Below are 17,469 nucleotides of genomic sequence, written 5' to 3'. Positions count from 1 at the left end.
GTCCTTTCCAAGTTGCCTGACAAAGCAGTAAGCCATATTAGTGCCCACCCTCTGAGGCGTTCTGAACTTGTTCACAGGTTTCCTAATTTAATGGGCCTTTAAATGGGGTTTCCAGCAGTAGCTCTGCAGCTTCCATTTGATCCATGTTCGATGGTAACTGATGGTCGTGGTAACGAGAATAGAACTGCTCAGAAGGAAGTGGTCTGCTAAACAGAAAGCCTTGTGCCTGTAGACAGTTCTCTTTGATCAAAAATGTTTGTTGTTGCTCTGACTCAAGGCCTTCAGCAATAACACTTAGCTGAAGGGTTTTGCTCAAGGCGATGATGGCACGAGTGATCGCTACGTCGTTACTATCGGTCGGGATGTCTTGAACAAATGAACGATCGATTTTGATCGTCTGGATCGGAAGAGTTTTCAAGTAACTAAGGGATGAGTAGCCAGTACCGAAATCATCGATAGAGATGGTTACACCTAACTCCCTCAGTTGGTTCAGAGTAGCGATGGTTTTTTCTGTCTGCTGCATCAGTGTGGTTTCTGTCAGCTCTATTTCCAGGCTTTCAGGTGAGAGACCGGTAGTAGCGAGAGCATCATTAACCTGATTGATGATCTGCCCGCTGATGATCTGTTTTCCGGCTACGTTGACGCTGACTTTAGGCAAGTTGAAGCCTTTGCTCCGCCAATTCATTAGCTGACGGCAGGCTTTAAATAGAGCTAACTCACCAATCTGATTGATCAATCCAGTCTCTTCCGCGATAGGAATAAACATATCGGGTGGTACTAGGCCTCGTTCTGGGTGCTGCCAACGGATCAAGGCTTCAGCGCCAATAATCGCACCCGATTGGATATTAAACTGTGGCTGATAATGAAGAGAGAATTCCTGATTTTTTATGGCTTGGCGAAGTTCACCTTCTAGTTCAAGTCGGGCAACTGCAGTAGCGGCTAGTTCAGAAGAGTAGAATTCGTAGCAATTTCTGCCAGCCTCTTTTGCTCGATACATCGCAGCATCAGCGTTCTTAACTAGATCGGTAACGCTTTCGCCATCTTCAGGGTAGAGGCTGATACCGATGCTGGTGGTGATATAGAACTGATGCCCTTCGATCTCTACGGGGGCTGATAGTGCTTCAGTAATCTTTTCTGCAACCTTGGCCGCATCCTCAGGGATCCTGATTTCTTCCATGATAATGGTGAATTCATCTCCCCCTAGGCGGGCTATTGTATCGTCATTGCGCAGGCAGGATTTCAGTCGGGTGGCCACTTCATTCAGAAGTGAATCACCTACCGGGTGGCCTAAAGAGTCATTGATAGTTTTAAAACGATCCAGATCCAGGAACAGCACTGCGACATTTTGCTGAATACGGTCAGCATGCTTAATTGCGTGGTCTAGTTTTTGGTTGAACGAGAGGCGATTCGGTAGTCCTGTCAAAGAATCATGCAGAGCAAGGTGACGAAGCTGGTCTTCAGTAGACTTGATATGGCTTATATCTGAGAAAACACCTACATAATAAAGAAGAGCCCCACGGCTATTATAAACACTGGTGATCGAAAGCCTTTTTGGGTAGATCTCTCCGTCTTTTCTTCTGTCCCATATTTCACCTTCCCAGGAACCGGTCTGGAGCAAGGCCTCATTCATCTCTTGATAGAATTCAGCAGAATGTTGCCCAGATTTGCTGAATCCGGCGTCCTGATTGAGAACTTCATCTTCTGAATAACCGGTAATATCAGCGTAAGCTTTGTTAATCGCGATGATATTACGGTTTTGATCAGTGATCATGACCGCATCACTGGTATGTTCAAATACAACAGCAGCTTGCTCCAGCTTTTCACGGGTTTGTACCGCTTCAGTAATATCCCTGATAGTGCCTACGGCATTTGTAAGATTACCGTTTTCATCCCTGTATAATTCCCCTTCTTCTCGGACATGGCTGATATCACCGTCGGCATTCTGGATTTTTCGAATCAGCCGATACTGATCTATTTGTGTATCAGAGCTAGAAAGAATCTGCTCTAGTTCATCTGTTTCGGATCTGCTACTCGTGGACAGATAGAGCTGTAGAGAAGGGCTTACCTTCTCTTTGTCTAAGTGGAGAATTTGATAAACTTCGTCTGACCAGAGAGTGGCACCGGAGCAGAAATCAATTGACCAGCTCCCTAGTTTAGCAATGCGCTGAGCTTCAGCCAGCCGTTTCTGGCTAGCTTTAATCTCCGCTTCCTGAATTTTGCGTGTCGATACATCGCGGACTGTCGCTACGGCAACGTATCCTCCATCCTCAACAATGTGGCTGAGATTGATCTCAACCGGAACCTCTTTGCCTGACTTTGTTTTAACATACAGAATGCCACTTTTTTCCATTGCCCTTGTAGTGGGTTTGTGGAAATACTGATTTCTATGTTGGTGATGAGCCCCTCTATACCTGTCAGGCATCAACTCTTCAATAGTGAGATTGAGCAACTCTTCTTCTGGATAACCAAACAGTTTTATCGCTTCTTTATTAACTCTGAGTAGCCTGCCATCAGGGTTGCAGGTTAATAGTGCATCAGGAACGGCTTCAAACAAGGTATCCATTGATGTGTTGGCTTCGGATAGCTGGCGATTACTCAGGGTTAACTTTCTTAAAACTGAGATTAGGAATAGGGCAAACACTGAAAATATTGGGACGATTAATACTCCCCAAAAAAGGTGATCAATAATACTTTCAAACGCGAGTGTAGTACCCGATTCTATATTGTAAGTCCTGATATTCGCAGCGTTATTCAGTGTGGTAAAAGCTAAAAGGGCCGGTGCATCATTGACCCGTACATGTGTGTCCAGTTCCTGAGGCGAGATACCTTGCTCGATCAGTTTTTGGGCAACTACTGCGCTTTTTTCGTATTTTTGCACTACACCAGCAATCACCTGCAATGCATTTTTTTCTGCATCTGTACTGGTGTAGTGTTCGTAGGAGATCAGAGCTTTTTTCAACTCATTGAAGGAGTTTTGTAGATGTTCGAAGTCTTCGGGCTGCTGACGCAACACGTAGTTTTTGAATTGATGGATCGAGCCACCATAGCCGAAATGCTGGTGGATTTTATGCAGTTGTTGAGAGGCTCTGGTTGATGAATGGTTAAACTCAGACCAGTAATTTTTTACATCATTAAGCTTGGCAGCAAGGGAAATACCAAGCAACAGAATAGAGCAGCAAATAACAAGGGCTGCCAGGGTGATCAGTAAGGCGTTCTTTTTAAAGCTTTTCATTACTATTCAGTACTACAACTCATTCCCTGAATTATCCATACCCTTTTCGGGGTTAAAGAAGCATATCAGATAGTTATGATGTATGTGTAGTACGCAATTGGTTGGTATTCCTAAAGCTATGTGGATGGAGCTATTCATCAACCCAGATAGTACGGACAGGTTCGCCAAAATCATCGTAGATAATTTTTTTACGTGGAGAGGGATTTCTTTTGGTGGTCTTGGTTTTGATTTTACTTTTGCGGCGGGAATCGATAACAGACAAGAGCCCCTGAACAGGCGTTCTTTCTTGAGGTGAAGGGCGGTCAAAGTTACGTTTGTGAGTATTGTATCGCCCATCAACTAAGCCGGTTTCACCCATCTCTACTTGTTCTATTTTGCCACCATCTTGCAGAAAGCGTGAGATCTCAGCTTGAAGCTGATCACGTTGTTCTGCTTTTGTCGGGCGTTTTTTAAACATAGATAGGTGTTGGCTAAAGTTCTTTTGTATTCTTTTGTGATAGGACTTATATCTCCAATTTTAAACTGTATTGGGGATACTGGCGAGATTAGTTTTGTTTTATTCTTTAATGAGTAGCGTTGTTTCTTGGTTTTATAGAGTAGTAAGAGATGTCATTGCCTCGCAAGTTATTACAGATTACAGCGGTCTTTTTTATTCTGTTGATCAGTTCGGCCTGCTCTGACCGTGAGACATCAAGGCCCTTGCAGGTTGGCACAAACCTCTGGCCAGGTTATGAACCGGTTCATATTGCTAATCATCTAAATTATTTTGATTCTCAGGATATCCGCCACGTTGTATTGCCATCTGCCACTGAGGTGATCAGAGCTTTTCGAAATAAAGTAATTGATGTTGCAGCACTAACCTACGATGAAGTGCTGTTGTTGGCTGAGTCTGGTGTCGAAGTCGAGATTATCTTGATCGCTGATTTTTCCCATGGTGGGGATGTGATTGTGTCTCAGCCAGAAATAGTTGATATGTCAGGCCTCAAGGGCAAAAGGGTAGGCGTTGAGGATTCCGCTCTGGGTGCATATGTTCTGGGAAGAGCTCTCGAACTGAATGATATGGTTCCGTCGGATATATATCCTCGCCCCTTCGCAATTGACCAGCATGAGATAGCTTTCCTTGAAAAGCAGGTCGACGCTGTAGTGACTTTTGATCCGGTGAAAACAAAGTTACTCAAGGCTGGGGCTAATCAACTATTTGATAGTACGGAGATTCCTGGAGAGATTATTGATGTCCTTATCGTAAGGAAAGGGCTTTCTGATGAGAAAGACAAACAGGTGCAGATGTTGGTGAACAGCTGGTACAAAGCTGTTGAACTCATCAAGCAAAAGCCAGATCTGGCTGCGGTTATATCCGCTAAACACTTAGGTATTTCTGAATCCGAGTTCCTTTTATCCCTTCAAGGCATGGAGATTTCAGACCGTAGCGCAAGCAAAGCAGCTATGCTCGATGGAACATTACTGGAGACTGGGAATAAGTTGAAACGAATAATGCTGGATAATCAGTTGCTTAATGATGGTAATATAAACGTATCTGATTTGATCAACAGCGGTTATCTGTAGTTTCCCGCATATGCTATTCACCTATTCTCTTCGATTTATAATCCCTGTCATTATTATTGTTGCTGCGGCAATAGTAATTCCTGTAAGTCTTCTGTTTATTGCCCCTGTAATTGAGAGGCAACATGAAAAGTATCTATACACCGAGGCACACCATGTGGTGAATCGGTTACAGGGAACAATAGAGTATCTTCTTGATAAGGAGGACCTGCAGGGGGTCCAACGCGAGATCTTTCTCAATGCCAGCCCGGATCATGTTCTCAAACTGATAGTTATTGATGAATCGGGTTATGTCTTGTTTTCCGCTGATCCAGAGGAAAAGGGGAATAAAGCGGATGAGATGGCTGAACTCCATTTGGGGAGTGAAACTCTGGAAAGAGTTTTACAGCGAAAAGAGATTATCAATTTCTATAATTCTGGTGAGCAGGCTCTGTATACACTGGCGCCAGTTGCTATACCTTCTTCAAACAATAGAACACTCCGAATCCATAAAACTGGAATTGTCTTGCTTGAGCTTAGTGCTGCTGGGGCACATGCAGCGAGCTGGGAAGAGTTACGCTTTCTGATAGGTACGCTGGTCGTCGCTGTTATAATTCTTGCTTTAGCATTGATGTGGTCATTAAATCGTGTGGTGACCAAGCGAGCTAATCATCTGGTAAATCTCACCAAATCTTTTTCCAAGGGTGATTATCAAGCGTATGCAGAGTGGCAGGGTAAAGATGAATTGGGTGAGTTGGGTCAGGCATTTAACCAGATGGCGCAAAAAATCCGGATTATTCACTCTCAGTTAGTTGCTAACGCTGATCTGTTGGATGAATTGCTGGAAAATTCCCCTTCCATGATCGTTATTCGTAGCTGTGATGGTAAATACGTAAGAGCTAATCCAGCTTACCTAAAATTTGTGGGTGTTGAAAAACAGAATGAATTATTGGGGCGCAGGCCAGAAGAGTTTCTTAACCAAACGTTGGCCCGGTCTGCAATTGAAGAGGATGGAAAAGTACTTGAGGATGGAGAGCATCTTCGTACCGAAATTTCTGTAGAGCTGGATGGAGTAGAGCGCTCTTTTATCAGTGAGCGTTTCCCCTTATATGATGAAGAGGGTGAAATCTACGCAGTTTGCACTATCGCAGTAGATATGACCGAGCAGTTTGAGCGAGAAAAAGAGCATCGTGTTGCGCGGTATATTTTCGATAGTACTAATGATGGGATCATTGTTACGGATGCCAACAGCCGTATTGTTGATGTGAACCCTTCATTTGAGAAAGTTACGGGTTATGGTCGTGATGAGGTGATTGGGCGAACTGCCAATCTGCTTAATTCGCATCAACACCAGCCATCATTTTATGAGCAGATGTGGGGCAAACTTGATCAGTTTGGTGTCTGGTCAGGTGAAATCTGGAACAGGAAGAAAAACGGAGAAATCTACCCAGAGTGGCTGACTATTAAATCGATCACAGATGAGCGTGAGAATGTGGCGGGTTACTTCGGGGTCTATTCGGATATCTCTGAACATAAAAAAACAGAGGATTCCCTACGCAATCTGGCCTATTACGACCCGTTAACCAATCTGGCCAACCGTGCTCTATGCCGGGACCGTTTATCGCATGATATGGATCTTGCTGTACGTCACGGTGAATCTTTGGCATTGGTGTTTATCGATCTGGACTTCTTTAAGCACGTTAATGACTCATTAGGGCATGAGTATGGCGATCAGTTGCTAAAAGAGGCTGCGCAGCGAATACAGAATAATGTACGTGCATCAGATACTGTCGTTCGGTGGGGTGGGGATGAGTTTATCCTGATTCTTCCAGGGATCTTCCAAGGAAGCATGGCGCAGATCATTGCGAATAATGTGCTGCAGTCCCTAAAAGAGCCATTCCGACTTAAGAATACCGATAACTATATTGGAGCCAGTATAGGTATTGCTGTGTATCCGAATGATGCTAAGGATGCTGAAACACTGATTCAGCATGCGGATGCAGCGATGTACAGCGCTAAGAATAAAGGGCGTGATCAAATCTGCTTCTTTGATCCTGAATTGAACCAGAAAAACCTGGAACAGATTCAGATCAAAGCGGATATGCGAATGGCTCTTGAACAGAATGAATTTGAGATGTATTACCAGCCAAAAATATGTCTTCAAACTAATCAGATCATTGGTCTGGAAGCACTGCTACGTTGGCACCGTACAGATGGTAAGCAGATCTCGCCTGCCGAGTTTATTCCTATTGCAGAGAACAGTGGCCTGATTGTTCCTCTGGGTACTTGGGTATTTCAGGTTGTATGTGAACAGGTTGAACAGTGGGTAGATGAGAAGGTTTTGCAACCTGGGCAGAAAGTCTCTATCAATCTATCACCACGTCAGTTCTCTCATCCTGAGCTCTTGCCGAAAATTGCAGAGCAGTTCCAGAAGCATGAGGGGCTGCAATCCTATATCGGTATCGAGATTACAGAGACAGCTGTGATTGAGAATATTCAGAACACCCTGCCAATTCTGGAGAAAATTCGGGAGATGGGGCTGCAGGTTGAATTGGATGACTTTGGTAGTGGTTATTCTTCTTTAAGTTATCTGCGACGTTTACCTGTTGATGTGCTGAAGGTTGATCGGGCTTTTACTGCGGAGTTAGATCAACACGGTAGTGAGATCGCGATTATGCACAGTATTATCAACATGGCGCATTCTCTGGGTATGAAGGTGGTTGCAGAGGGTGTTGAAACAGAGGAGCAACTGAAGATATTACGTTCGTTAAATTGTGATCGGGTACAGGGCTTCTTCTTTGCTAAACCGGTTCCTGCTGAAGAGCAAAGGCGCGGTTTAATAGAGGGGTTGGATCGCTTATGACCCCTCCTTTATACAAGCTGTTGCTGAATCTCCTGATTCCACAAGGTTGCTTGTTCATAATCGGCTGCTAATTGCAGGTTTTGTCTTTCATCGGCCAGCATATCCCAACTGCCAGTCATATAGCTGTTTACTTCACGTAATAAATCACCAAGAGAATTAGAGCGCCCCAGTAAAGCGTTTTTGATATCTATGCTGACAGGCATCTGGGTCAGAATGATCTCTGTGGGTAGATCCAGCAAGGCTTCTATGCCGGAAAGTAGTCCTACCAGAAAAGCACTCGAAGGATCCACATCGCTGCGTCGTTTTGCTACTTCTTCACAAGTTTTGGCACATACCAGGATATTACTCATCAGTTCTGAAGGTTTATTCTTGGTTTTGCGCATGGAGAGTAAAAGCGCCCATTTTTTCAGTTCCTGCAGGCCAATCAAGGCAATGGCTTCAGATATGCGAGTTATGTGACGAACCCGACGGAAGCGAGAAGAGTTGACGATCTTCAGGATACCAACGGATAGCTCGGGATCTTTACTGATGACCTGTTCTAGTTCTTTAAATGTTGCTTCATCGTTGCTCAGTGCCCCTAGGAGTTCCAGGATAACCGTATCGTTATGGTTGAGCTTTCGTCCTTTAACCAGCTGTGGACGGGCGAAGAAGTACCCTTGAAATAGTTCAAAACCCAGCTCGCGACAGAGTTCGAATTCTTGATAGGTTTCTATTTTCTGGGCAAGGAGCATTACATCGTGCTGACGAAGCTCATTTATGTGCTCTTTAAGCTTTTCAGGGCGGAAATCGCGAATATTTACTTTAATGACTTTGGCGGAGCTAATCACCTTGCTCAGCGAACTATTCTCGTCATAGTTATCTAGTGCTATCTGGTAGCCATTCTCGTTCAGGAGGTGAAGCTGTTGATAATTATGGTCTTGTTTATCTTCCATCTCGTGCACTTCAAGTACCAGAGATTCCTGTGGTACCAGGGGTAGGTCCTTATCATAGAGCCATTCGGCTTCAAAATTGATATAGGCAGGAAGCAAACGGAGATGGCCATTTTCGAGAACGTTGCAATATGTACTCAGTAAAACATCCAATGAGGCTCTGCTCTCATCAAAGCAGGCCGGGGTAGGGGCTTGGCCTTGGCTATTCCGATACAGAAGTTCGTAGGCAACGGTATTTAGCTTCTCGTCAAAAATGGGTTGCCTGGCAAAAAGTACGTTTTCAATCACAGCTTTTTAAGAATAATCATTAAAGAATAGGTCTTAATAATAGCATGTAAAAAGACATGAGATATGTAAGGTTAAAAGATAAAAAAAGAATAAACTTATGTTGATAGAAGGCGTTGTTCCCAAGGTTTTTGTAGCTAAACTAAGGCGCAACCGGTAGCATAGAAAACTGACCTTCAGATCTAAAAACAGCATAGAAAACAGATGAGTTATCAGGTTCTGGCGCGTAAGTGGCGCCCTGCAAAATTTCATGAAATGGTAGGCCAAGAGCACGTGCTAAAGGCACTGGTTAATGCTCTGGATGATGATCGACTGCATCATGCTTATCTGTTTACCGGCACGCGAGGAGTTGGTAAAACCTCTATTGCCCGCCTATTTGCTAAATCCCTTAATTGTGAAACAGGTGTTTCTTCTACCCCATGTGGGGAATGTTCCGCTTGCCGTGAAATTGCAGAGGGGCGATTTGTAGATCTTATCGAGGTGGATGCTGCGTCGCGAACTAAGGTGGAAGATACACGTGAGTTGATGGAAAACGTGCAGTATGCGCCGACTCACGGTCGCTATAAGGTTTACCTCATTGACGAGGTGCATATGCTTTCCACGCACTCGTTTAATGCCCTGCTGAAAACTTTGGAAGAACCACCTCCGCATGTAAAGTTTTTGTTGGCGACAACTGATCCACAAAAATTACCGATTACAATTCTTTCTCGCTGTCTGCAGTTCAATCTGAAGAACCTGATACCGGAACGTATTGTTAACCATCTGACCCATGTGCTGACTCAAGAAAGTGTTGGCTTTGAAGAGCCTGCCCTATGGTTGTTAGCACGCTCAGCGGATGGTTCTATGCGTGATGCGATGAGTCTGACCGATCAGGCTATCGCCTTTGGCGCGGGGGAGATTAATGAAGCTGATGTTCGTGCCATGCTGGGTACGATTGATCAGCGTCTGGTCTATCAGATGCTCTACTGTTTGGCGAATGGTGATGCCAAGGGACTGATGGCTGCCGTTACAGATCTGGCGCAATTCTCGCCGGACTATAATACTGTTTTGGGTGACTTGATCAGCGTTTTACACCGTATTGCCATTGCTCAGACGATTCCTGATGCTGTTGATAACAGCATGGGCGATAAAGCTCAGGTGACTGAACTGGCATCTAGCCTGACAGCTGAAGATGTTCAGCTTTACTATCAGGTAGCTCTGATGGGACGTAAGGACCTGCCGTTTGTACCAGATCCGCGTGAAGGCCTGGAAATGGTTCTGTTGCGCATGCTGGCGTTCCGCCCAGCTGCTGCAAAACCGCGCCAGGTTAATTTGCAGCAACCTGCTGCCGAACAGAGCCAGCCAACTTCGACCCCGGTGGAAAATACTGCTGCACCTGCACCTGCACCTGCACCTGCACCTGCACCTGAAGCGAATACAAGTCAGACATCAGTGCCTGCAGATCATCCGGTTTCAGCTCCGGCCCCTGTAGCTCCAGCACCCGATAAGGCTCATGCCGCTGAAGCTGCAATGCCACCTCCAAGTTATGATGAGATTGCTCCACAATATGATGATTCATATCTGGCGGCTACCGAAGAGGCAACCCCTGTAAAAAAGCCTGAACCTATGGCTAAGGGGGAGGATCCTCCTCCCTGGGATATAGAACCAGTTTCTGCGCCGGGTGATATTTCATCTGATCAAGCTTTTGCTCAACCAGAGCAGAACACACCGTTGCACCTTCCACCTGAAACTGAAGTTGCCAAAACCAATGTAGAAATTAAGGAATGTCCACGTCAGCTTGCACAAGTACAAGCTGAGCATTGGGTGCATATCAGCCGGAGTATTGGTTTAAGTGGTATGACTGAGAGTCTGGCGACACATCTATCTCTTGAGCAGGTTTCAGCTGCAGGTCTGGCATTACATTACACACCTGATCAGAAAACTATGTTGAATGATGTTCAACAGCAACGTATTTCTGATGCGTTAAATGATTATTTCCAGGCGCCAGTTGAGGTAGAATTCGTGCAAGGAATTCAGCAGCAGGAAACTCCGGCGCAATACATTAATCGTAAACGCGAAGAGCGGCACGCTCTAGCGCTGGAATCGATTCGTAATGATGCGACGGTCCAGCTGTTACAACAACATTTTGATGCACAGATTGAACTCTCATCTGTGACTCCCATCGACTAAATTTGAGGTAAGTGATTATGAAAGGTGGCATGGGCAACCTGATGAAACAGGCTCAGAAAATGCAGGAAAATCTGCAGAAAGCGCAGGAACAGATTGCGCAGGCTGAGCAGACCGGTGAATCAGGTGCGGGCCTGGTAAAAGTTGTAATGAACGGTCGTCATGATGTTAAGAGCATCAGTATTGATGATAGCCTGATGGAAGAAGAGAAAGAGATTCTGGAAGACCTGATTGCGGCAGCGGTTAATGATGCTGTTCGTAAAATCGAATCCCACACGCAGGAAAAAATGGCTGAAGTTACAGGTGGTATGGGCATGCCTCCTGGTTTTAACATGCCGTTCTGATTGTACTACTCCTGATGTCATTCAGCCCTCTTTTACAGCAATTGATAACAGCGCTGCGCTGCCTGCCTGGTGTTGGGCCTAAGTCTGCACAGCGTATGGCATTCCATCTACTGGAACGTGACTCTGAGGGTGCGATAGCGCTTGCTGATTCGCTTAAATCTGCGATATCTGAGATCGGTCACTGTTCTTCCTGCCGTACTCTTTCAGAGCAAGAGATTTGTGATATCTGTGCTTCAGAAAGTCGTGATAAAAATTTGCTTTGTGTATTGGAATCACCGATTGATGTATTGGCGGTAGAGCAGACGGGTGGTTATAACGGCCTGTACTTTGTTCTATCTGGACATCTCTCTCCCATTGATGGAATCGGCCCTGAGGATCTGGGTATAGATCTGCTATTGGATAGGGTACAGACCGGCGATGTAAAAGAATTGATACTGGCAACTAATCCTACGGTGGAAGGTGAAGCAACAGCACATTTCATTGCGGCACAGGTCAAAGATATGGGGGTCAAAGTATCCCGTATCGCCCATGGTGTTCCGGTAGGTGGTGAACTTGAATTTGTAGATGGTGGCACCCTTGCTCATGCACTGGCAGGGCGTCGTTCGCTACTTTGATACTCTCTTTAGAGATACAGCACTGAGGCACTAATGACAGAAAATACCCAGGCATACCATTGGAAGCAGTTAGAGGTATCCGCCGATAAGCCTGTCTGGATTACTACTGAACAGGAGTTAGAGCAGCATTGCTCCTCTTGGGCAGAGCTGCCTTTGATTGCGCTGGATACTGAGTTTCAGCGTGTTGAGACTTTCTATCCTATCCCTGGTTTGATCCAGGTTGCAGATGATAAACAGTGTTACCTGATTGATCCTCTGGAAATAGAGGATTTTTCCGCGTTAAAAGCATTGTTTGAAGATCGCTCAGTGCTGAAGTTAATGCATGCCGCAAGCGAAGACCTGGAGCTTTTCCTAAAAGTCATTGGTGTTTTACCTCAGCCTCTTTTTGACACTCAGCTTGGTGCCGCCCTCATTAATTGGGGGTTCTCTATGGGCCTTCAGCGCATGTTGGAGCAGAAACTGGGTGTGCAGATGGAGAAGCATGAAACCACTTCCGATTGGTTACAGCGACCACTGACTGCCAGCCAGGAACATTATGCTGCGCTAGATGTGGCTTATCTGCCTGCTATTTATGCCCTGCAGCTCGAAGAGTTTGAGCAGCGTGGAACAGTTGGTTGGATTGAGCAGGAGAACCAGGCTCTGCTGGATGAAGCGTTAGTCGATGATCCTGAAGGTTATGAGTACTACAAACGTTTTACCCAGATGTGGCGAGCACCTGATCATAAGTTGGCCGCACTAAGAGATCTGACTGCATGGCGAGAGCAGCAAGCAAGAAAGCGTGATGTGCCACGGAATCGTATTTTGCGTAATCAGGCGTTGCTGCAAATTGTAGAAAACTGGCCGCGTTCGATCGGTGAGCTGTCTCGGTTGGATGAGGTAAAGAAAAGAATTCTGCGTACGGATGGTGAGACAATACTTACTTTTCTGAAAAATTCGCAGAAAAGTGTAGAAGACAATCCTCCAGAGTCCATTGCGAGGCCGTTACATTTCTTCTGGAATAAACACCTAAAAAGTTTAAAAGCGATCGCTCGTCGCAAAGCCGAAGAGAATAATATTGCTCCGGAAGTACTGTTGAAGCGCAAAGAGTTGGAGCTGATAATTCGCTCCGGTCTTGATGATGGTGAATATGCTTTACCTGACAAAATGACTCTCTGGCGTCAGCAAATGCTTGGGCATTTGTTACTCGATAAGCTGGAAGAGATAGAAAAACATAGAAGTGAAGGTGCTTAACCGATGATAATTTGTTCTGTTTATCTGAGTTTGCGTAAGGATGAGATGTATCTTTATGTGGATAAACGTGACCAGCTAAACAAAGTGCCGGAAGCACTGATGGAGATGTTTGGGGCCGCCAAACATGTAATGGATATCCCACTGACAGCTGATCGTAAACTAGCGCGTGTCGATACTGAAAAGGTGATTTCTGAGATCCAGGAGAAAGGTTTCTACCTGCAGATGCCACCACCAAAAGACGATTACATGCTGGATCTGCATAAAGATCGTCCAGAGAGTGGTGTCCGCTAGTGGCCGCACAAGAGGTTTTTTGGCGCAGCAAAAGTCTGCAGGATATGACTCCCAAAGAGTGGGAATCCCTCTGTGATGGCTGTGCCTTGTGCTGCCTGCATAAACTTGAGGATGAAGATACCAAGGAAGTTTTTTACACAACGGTAGTTTGTAAACTCCTCGATTTTGACACTTGTCGCTGTACTAAATATGAAGAACGTTGCACTCTGGTTCCAGAGTGCGTCAAGCTAACTCCAAAAGATGTTGATGAGTTTCACTGGTTGCCACCAACTTGTGCCTATCGTTTAGTTTATGAAGGAAAAGAGCTGCCAGAATGGCATCCACTTATCTCAGGTGACCCAAAAACTGTAATCGAAGCAGAGGCATCAGTACTAAGTTGGTATGAAGTAAAAGATGATGAGATCGATGAGGAAGACTTTATCGATTACATTATTGAGTGAGACAGCCTCTGGCCATACTCAGGCGTTAACTGAGTCTAACGGGTTTATCTCTATCTCGTCGCTTTTCAATAACAGATCCGAGATCTCTCTGGCCTGCAAGGGTCGGTAAAAGTAGTAGCCTTGAAAAACTTCACAACCCATTTTTAGCAGAGTTTCCAGCTGAGCTTCGGTCTCTACCCCTTCTGCAACGGTATCCAGGTTAAGGCTTTGTGCAAGGCTGATAATTGTCGCGCAGATCTCCCCATCCTCTTCCTTGCTGGCACATTCATCAACAAACGATTGGTCGATTTTGAGGATATCCAAAGGTAGTCGCTTAAGGTAGTTCAGGGATGAATAACCAGTACCAAAATCATCAATAGAGATATTAATTTTTAGGCGTTTTAGCTGCTCCAGAACCTCGATACAGCGTTCAATATCCTGAATCAGTACCCCTTCAGTTATCTCTATCTCCAGAAGATGACCAGGAATAGAGTGAAGGCTCAGTTGTTGCTTGATGAATGGTAGTAATTCATCAGAAATAAGGTGCTTTCCAGAAATATTGACTGATACCGGTACCAGATCAATCCCTTGTTTTTTCCACTCGGAAAGTTGTCGCAGACTATGGGATATAACTTTTTCTCCCAGCTGGACAATGAGGTTGCTTTCCTCGGCAATCGGAATGAATTCCGAGGGCGGGATCATGCCTTTTTCGGGGTGCTGCCAGCGGATGAGAGCTTCCAGTGCGATAATCTCATCATGAGTTCGTAAAACTTTAGGCTGGAATACCAGGTGGAATTGATCAAGTTGTAACGCTTTCTTGATCATCCTTTCGAAAGTAACCGATTTTGTAGCGTGCTCTGCCATGTAAGGTTCGAATAACTTAAAGTTATCACGGCCATTCATTTTGGCCGAATACATGGCGATATCTGCTTCTTGTATCAGGTGGTCAGCTTCAATGGAACCATGGACCGAGAGCGCTACTCCTATACTGGTGGGGATGCTGAACTGCTTGCCAGCGATTTCCACAGGATTACGCATAACCTCCAGAATGTTCTGAGCTTTGTTGCTAATTATTTCATCGCTAAGTTCACCACTGAGTACAACAATAAACTCATCCCCTCCCCAGCGAGCGATAATATCTTCCTGTCTCGAAACTTTGGTCAACCTATGAGCAACTTCACATAGCAACTCATCACCCGCTTTATGACCGAGGGTGTCGTTGATCTTCTTGAATTTGTCCAGATCCATAAACAGGAGGGCTACAGTTTCTTTGGTGGACTGTGCTAGATGGATTGCGCTATTCAGCTGTTTCATTAAATGAGTGCGATTAGACAGGCTGGTTAGCGGGTCCTGATAGGCAAGAAACTTAAGGCGGGACTGCAACTTCTGATCTTTAGTTACATCACGTATATGCAGGGTAAACTCTGTGCGGGATTCATCATCCATTCGGGTGCTGGTGATAGTGACTTCTGCGGGGAACTGGTTGCCCGATATCCGCTGAAGGCTGATGCTGTTACGGTGGTTTAGAACCAGCCCGTTTGCAGCACTGAAGAAGTGCTTAAGGCTATGCCGGACCTGATCCCTGTCACCTTTTAGAACAAAGTAATCGATAAACTTTTTACCTTTCACCTGTTTTTTTAAACAGCCAAGGGTGCGTTCTGCAGAGGGGTTGAACTCAATGATGCGCCCCTGCCAATCGATGGAGATAATGCAGTCCATCGATGAGTCGAGTATGGCGCTTTTGCGGCGTTCACTGGCCTGAAATTGGTTGATGGCCATATCCCTTTCAACCATCTCTTGGTTAATGCGGGTTATAACCTGATTATATTTTCGGGCGATCTGTCCAACTTCGGTAAAAGGTTCCTCTTTAACGGGTGATGTGTAGTTGCCCTGACTTTGCTGTTTCTCCATATCGCCCAGCAGGTCTATCAACTCCGTAGAAGCGCGGTGCTCAGTGATATTTAACCCTTGAAGTTCATCCTCTGCTGAAACTCGCAGTGGATAGAACTGATTAACCAGGCGCAGTAGAAAATAACTAACAAAGAAACTGTAGAAGCCAATGACACATACCCCGAGTAGTTGGATAGTGAGTTGTTCTATTCGGCTTAGGTCATTAGAAAGAAATTCTGGTTTGGCAAACAGAGCAAAGGCCAAAGTGCCCCAGATACCAGCGAGCAGGTGAGCTGGGATGACGCCCAGAGCATCGTCAATTTTAAGGCTTTGAATCCATCTGTCTCCATAATAAAGGATGATGCCTGCAACCATGCCGATAACTGCGGCAGAGAAAGGTGAGACCGCATGACAAGCTGCTGTGATGCCGACTAATCCGGCGATGATGCCGTTCAGAATAAAGCCTACATCGATAAAGCGTTTATCAAAGTAGTGCAGAGAAGAGGCGATAAATCCACCCCAGATCGCACCGAGGAAGGTATTAAGCAAAATTCCCGGAACCTGTTCATTAAGTTCAAGGACGCTGCCGCCATTAAAGCCAAACCAGCCAAACCAGATCAACAGTGCGCCCATGGTAGCCATAGGTAGATTGCTGCCGGATGGGAAACTTCGGTTTTCGTCATAGCGCCCCAAGCGTGGGCCAATAATCAACACGGCGGAAAGTGCTATCCAGCCTCCAACAGAGTGGACTACTGTGGCGCCGGCAAAGTCGACAAACCCCAGGCTCTCCAGCCAACCCGGATTTTCTGGGTTGAATAACCCGGCCCAAGCCCAATGCCCTGTAAGAGGATAGATGAACGTGCTTAGGATCATGGTGACAAAAATGTAACCAGTAAAGGTCATTCTCTCGGCGGTTGCACCAGAAGTGAGCGTTGCTGCTGTTCCGCAGAACATCATCTGGAACAGGAAGAAGCACAACTCGTATGCAGAGTTGTTTTCGCCAAACGCAAAGCTATCGGTGCCAAAGAAACCAGCAAAACTACTGCCGAACATCAGGCCGAAACCTAGAATCCAGAATATGCTTGCAGATAGGATAAAGTCTGAGATGTTCTTAGCTGCAACGTTAATGCTGTTCTTGCTGCGAGTGCGGCCACTTTCAAGGCAAAGGAAGCCAACCTGCATCATAAATACCAGCAGAGCAGAAACGATAAGCCACAGGTTTTCTAGCATGTTTGCCTCACAAATCATCCCTAATTGAATGGATGTTACTTATTGTGCGGTGCAAAAAACATGCCTTTAGTGTGGTTTTAAATTACATGAGATTTTTTGGGAGAGGGGAGAAACAAAAAAGCCGCAATCATTGATTGCGGCTTTTTGACTTTAATAAGAAGTGATTACTTCTGGTTGTCCAGCTGAGCTTTGATCAGGTCACCAATTGTAGTTGGGCCAGATACTTCAACTTCAGCGTTGCGTACAGCAGAGATTGCTGCTTTCTCTTCAGCCTGTTCTTTCGCTTTGATAGACAGGTTGATTACGCGGTTGCGACGATCCAGAGTAACGATTTTAGCTTCTACTTCGTCACCAACGTTCAGTACAGAAGAAGCGTCTTCGATGCGGTCAACAGAGATCTCAGATACTTTCAGAGTACCTTCGATGCCTTCAGCCAG

At 45.4% G+C, this 17,469-nt stretch carries 13 protein-coding genes; 8 read left to right on the top strand and 5 right to left on the bottom strand.

Annotation, left to right across the window (positions count from 1 at the left end):
- Positions 1–82: 82 nt before the first annotated feature.
- On the bottom strand, positions 83–3,232 hold the full coding sequence (locus tag GY843_RS09015) for an EAL domain-containing protein (protein ID WP_297308752.1): 3,150 nt from the start codon (positions 3,230–3,232) through the stop codon (positions 83–85).
- A 130-nt stretch (positions 3,233–3,362) separates the two neighbouring features.
- A complete protein-coding gene (locus GY843_RS09010) occupies positions 3,363–3,689 on the bottom strand; it encodes a hypothetical protein (protein ID WP_297308750.1) in 327 nt (108 codons plus the stop codon).
- A 149-nt stretch (positions 3,690–3,838) separates the two neighbouring features.
- On the opposite strand from GY843_RS09010, the gene GY843_RS09005 reads away from it, so the two are divergent.
- Entirely contained in the window at positions 3,839–4,795 is a 957-nt protein-coding gene (locus GY843_RS09005) for an ABC transporter substrate-binding protein (protein ID WP_297308748.1), read from the top strand.
- Positions 4,796–4,949: 154 nt separating this feature from the next.
- On the top strand, positions 4,950–7,634 hold the full coding sequence (locus GY843_RS09000) for an EAL domain-containing protein (protein WP_297308746.1): 2,685 nt from the start codon (positions 4,950–4,952) through the stop codon (positions 7,632–7,634).
- 8 nt (positions 7,635–7,642) lie between these two features.
- Here the strand turns inward: GY843_RS09000 and GY843_RS08995 are convergent, their stop codons facing one another.
- Positions 7,643–8,716, bottom strand: coding sequence for an EAL and HDOD domain-containing protein (locus GY843_RS08995; protein ID WP_297308744.1), 1,074 nt, complete (start codon positions 8,714–8,716; stop codon positions 7,643–7,645).
- Positions 8,717–9,052: 336 nt separating this feature from the next.
- On the opposite strand from GY843_RS08995, the gene dnaX reads away from it, so the two are divergent.
- From dnaX to GY843_RS08965, 6 genes are read left to right on the top strand one after another with little or no spacing between them, the layout of a single operon-like run.
- Positions 9,053–11,017, top strand: coding sequence for a DNA polymerase III subunit gamma/tau (gene dnaX, locus GY843_RS08990; protein WP_297308742.1), 1,965 nt, complete (start codon positions 9,053–9,055; stop codon positions 11,015–11,017).
- Between the two features lie 17 nt (positions 11,018–11,034).
- Positions 11,035–11,358 (top strand): YbaB/EbfC family nucleoid-associated protein, encoded by a 324-nt coding sequence (locus GY843_RS08985; protein WP_297308740.1) that lies wholly within the window; start codon positions 11,035–11,037, stop codon positions 11,356–11,358.
- A 14-nt stretch (positions 11,359–11,372) separates the two neighbouring features.
- A complete protein-coding gene (gene recR / locus GY843_RS08980; RefSeq protein WP_297308738.1) occupies positions 11,373–11,972 on the top strand; it encodes a recombination mediator RecR in 600 nt (199 codons plus the stop codon).
- Positions 11,973–12,005: 33 nt separating this feature from the next.
- Positions 12,006–13,202, top strand: coding sequence for a ribonuclease D (gene rnd / locus GY843_RS08975; RefSeq protein ID WP_297308736.1), 1,197 nt, complete (start codon positions 12,006–12,008; stop codon positions 13,200–13,202).
- A gap of 3 nt (positions 13,203–13,205) precedes the next feature.
- Entirely contained in the window at positions 13,206–13,493 is a 288-nt protein-coding gene (locus GY843_RS08970) for a YcgL domain-containing protein (RefSeq protein ID WP_297308735.1), read from the top strand.
- Positions 13,493–13,933: a YcgN family cysteine cluster protein gene (locus GY843_RS08965; protein ID WP_297308733.1), complete on the top strand. Its 441-nt coding sequence runs from the start codon at positions 13,493–13,495 to the stop codon at positions 13,931–13,933. The genes GY843_RS08970 and GY843_RS08965 overlap by 1 nt, the downstream gene beginning before the upstream one ends.
- A gap of 18 nt (positions 13,934–13,951) precedes the next feature.
- Here the strand turns inward: GY843_RS08965 and amt are convergent, their stop codons facing one another.
- Together amt and GY843_RS08955 are read right to left on the bottom strand one after the other, a co-directional pair.
- Positions 13,952–17,032 (bottom strand): ammonium transporter, encoded by a 3,081-nt coding sequence (amt, locus tag GY843_RS08960; protein ID WP_297308731.1) that lies wholly within the window; start codon positions 17,030–17,032, stop codon positions 13,952–13,954.
- Between the two features lie 164 nt (positions 17,033–17,196).
- A partial coding sequence (locus GY843_RS08955; protein ID WP_297308729.1) for a S1 RNA-binding domain-containing protein occupies positions 17,197–17,469 on the bottom strand: 273 nt, incomplete at its 5' end.

This window comes from Neptuniibacter sp., from assembly GCF_024231755.1.
GTDB lineage: Bacteria > Pseudomonadota > Gammaproteobacteria > Pseudomonadales > Balneatricaceae > Neptuniibacter.
Note: the sequence above shows the minus strand (reverse complement) of the source record. Positions and strands in the feature narration are given on the sequence as shown.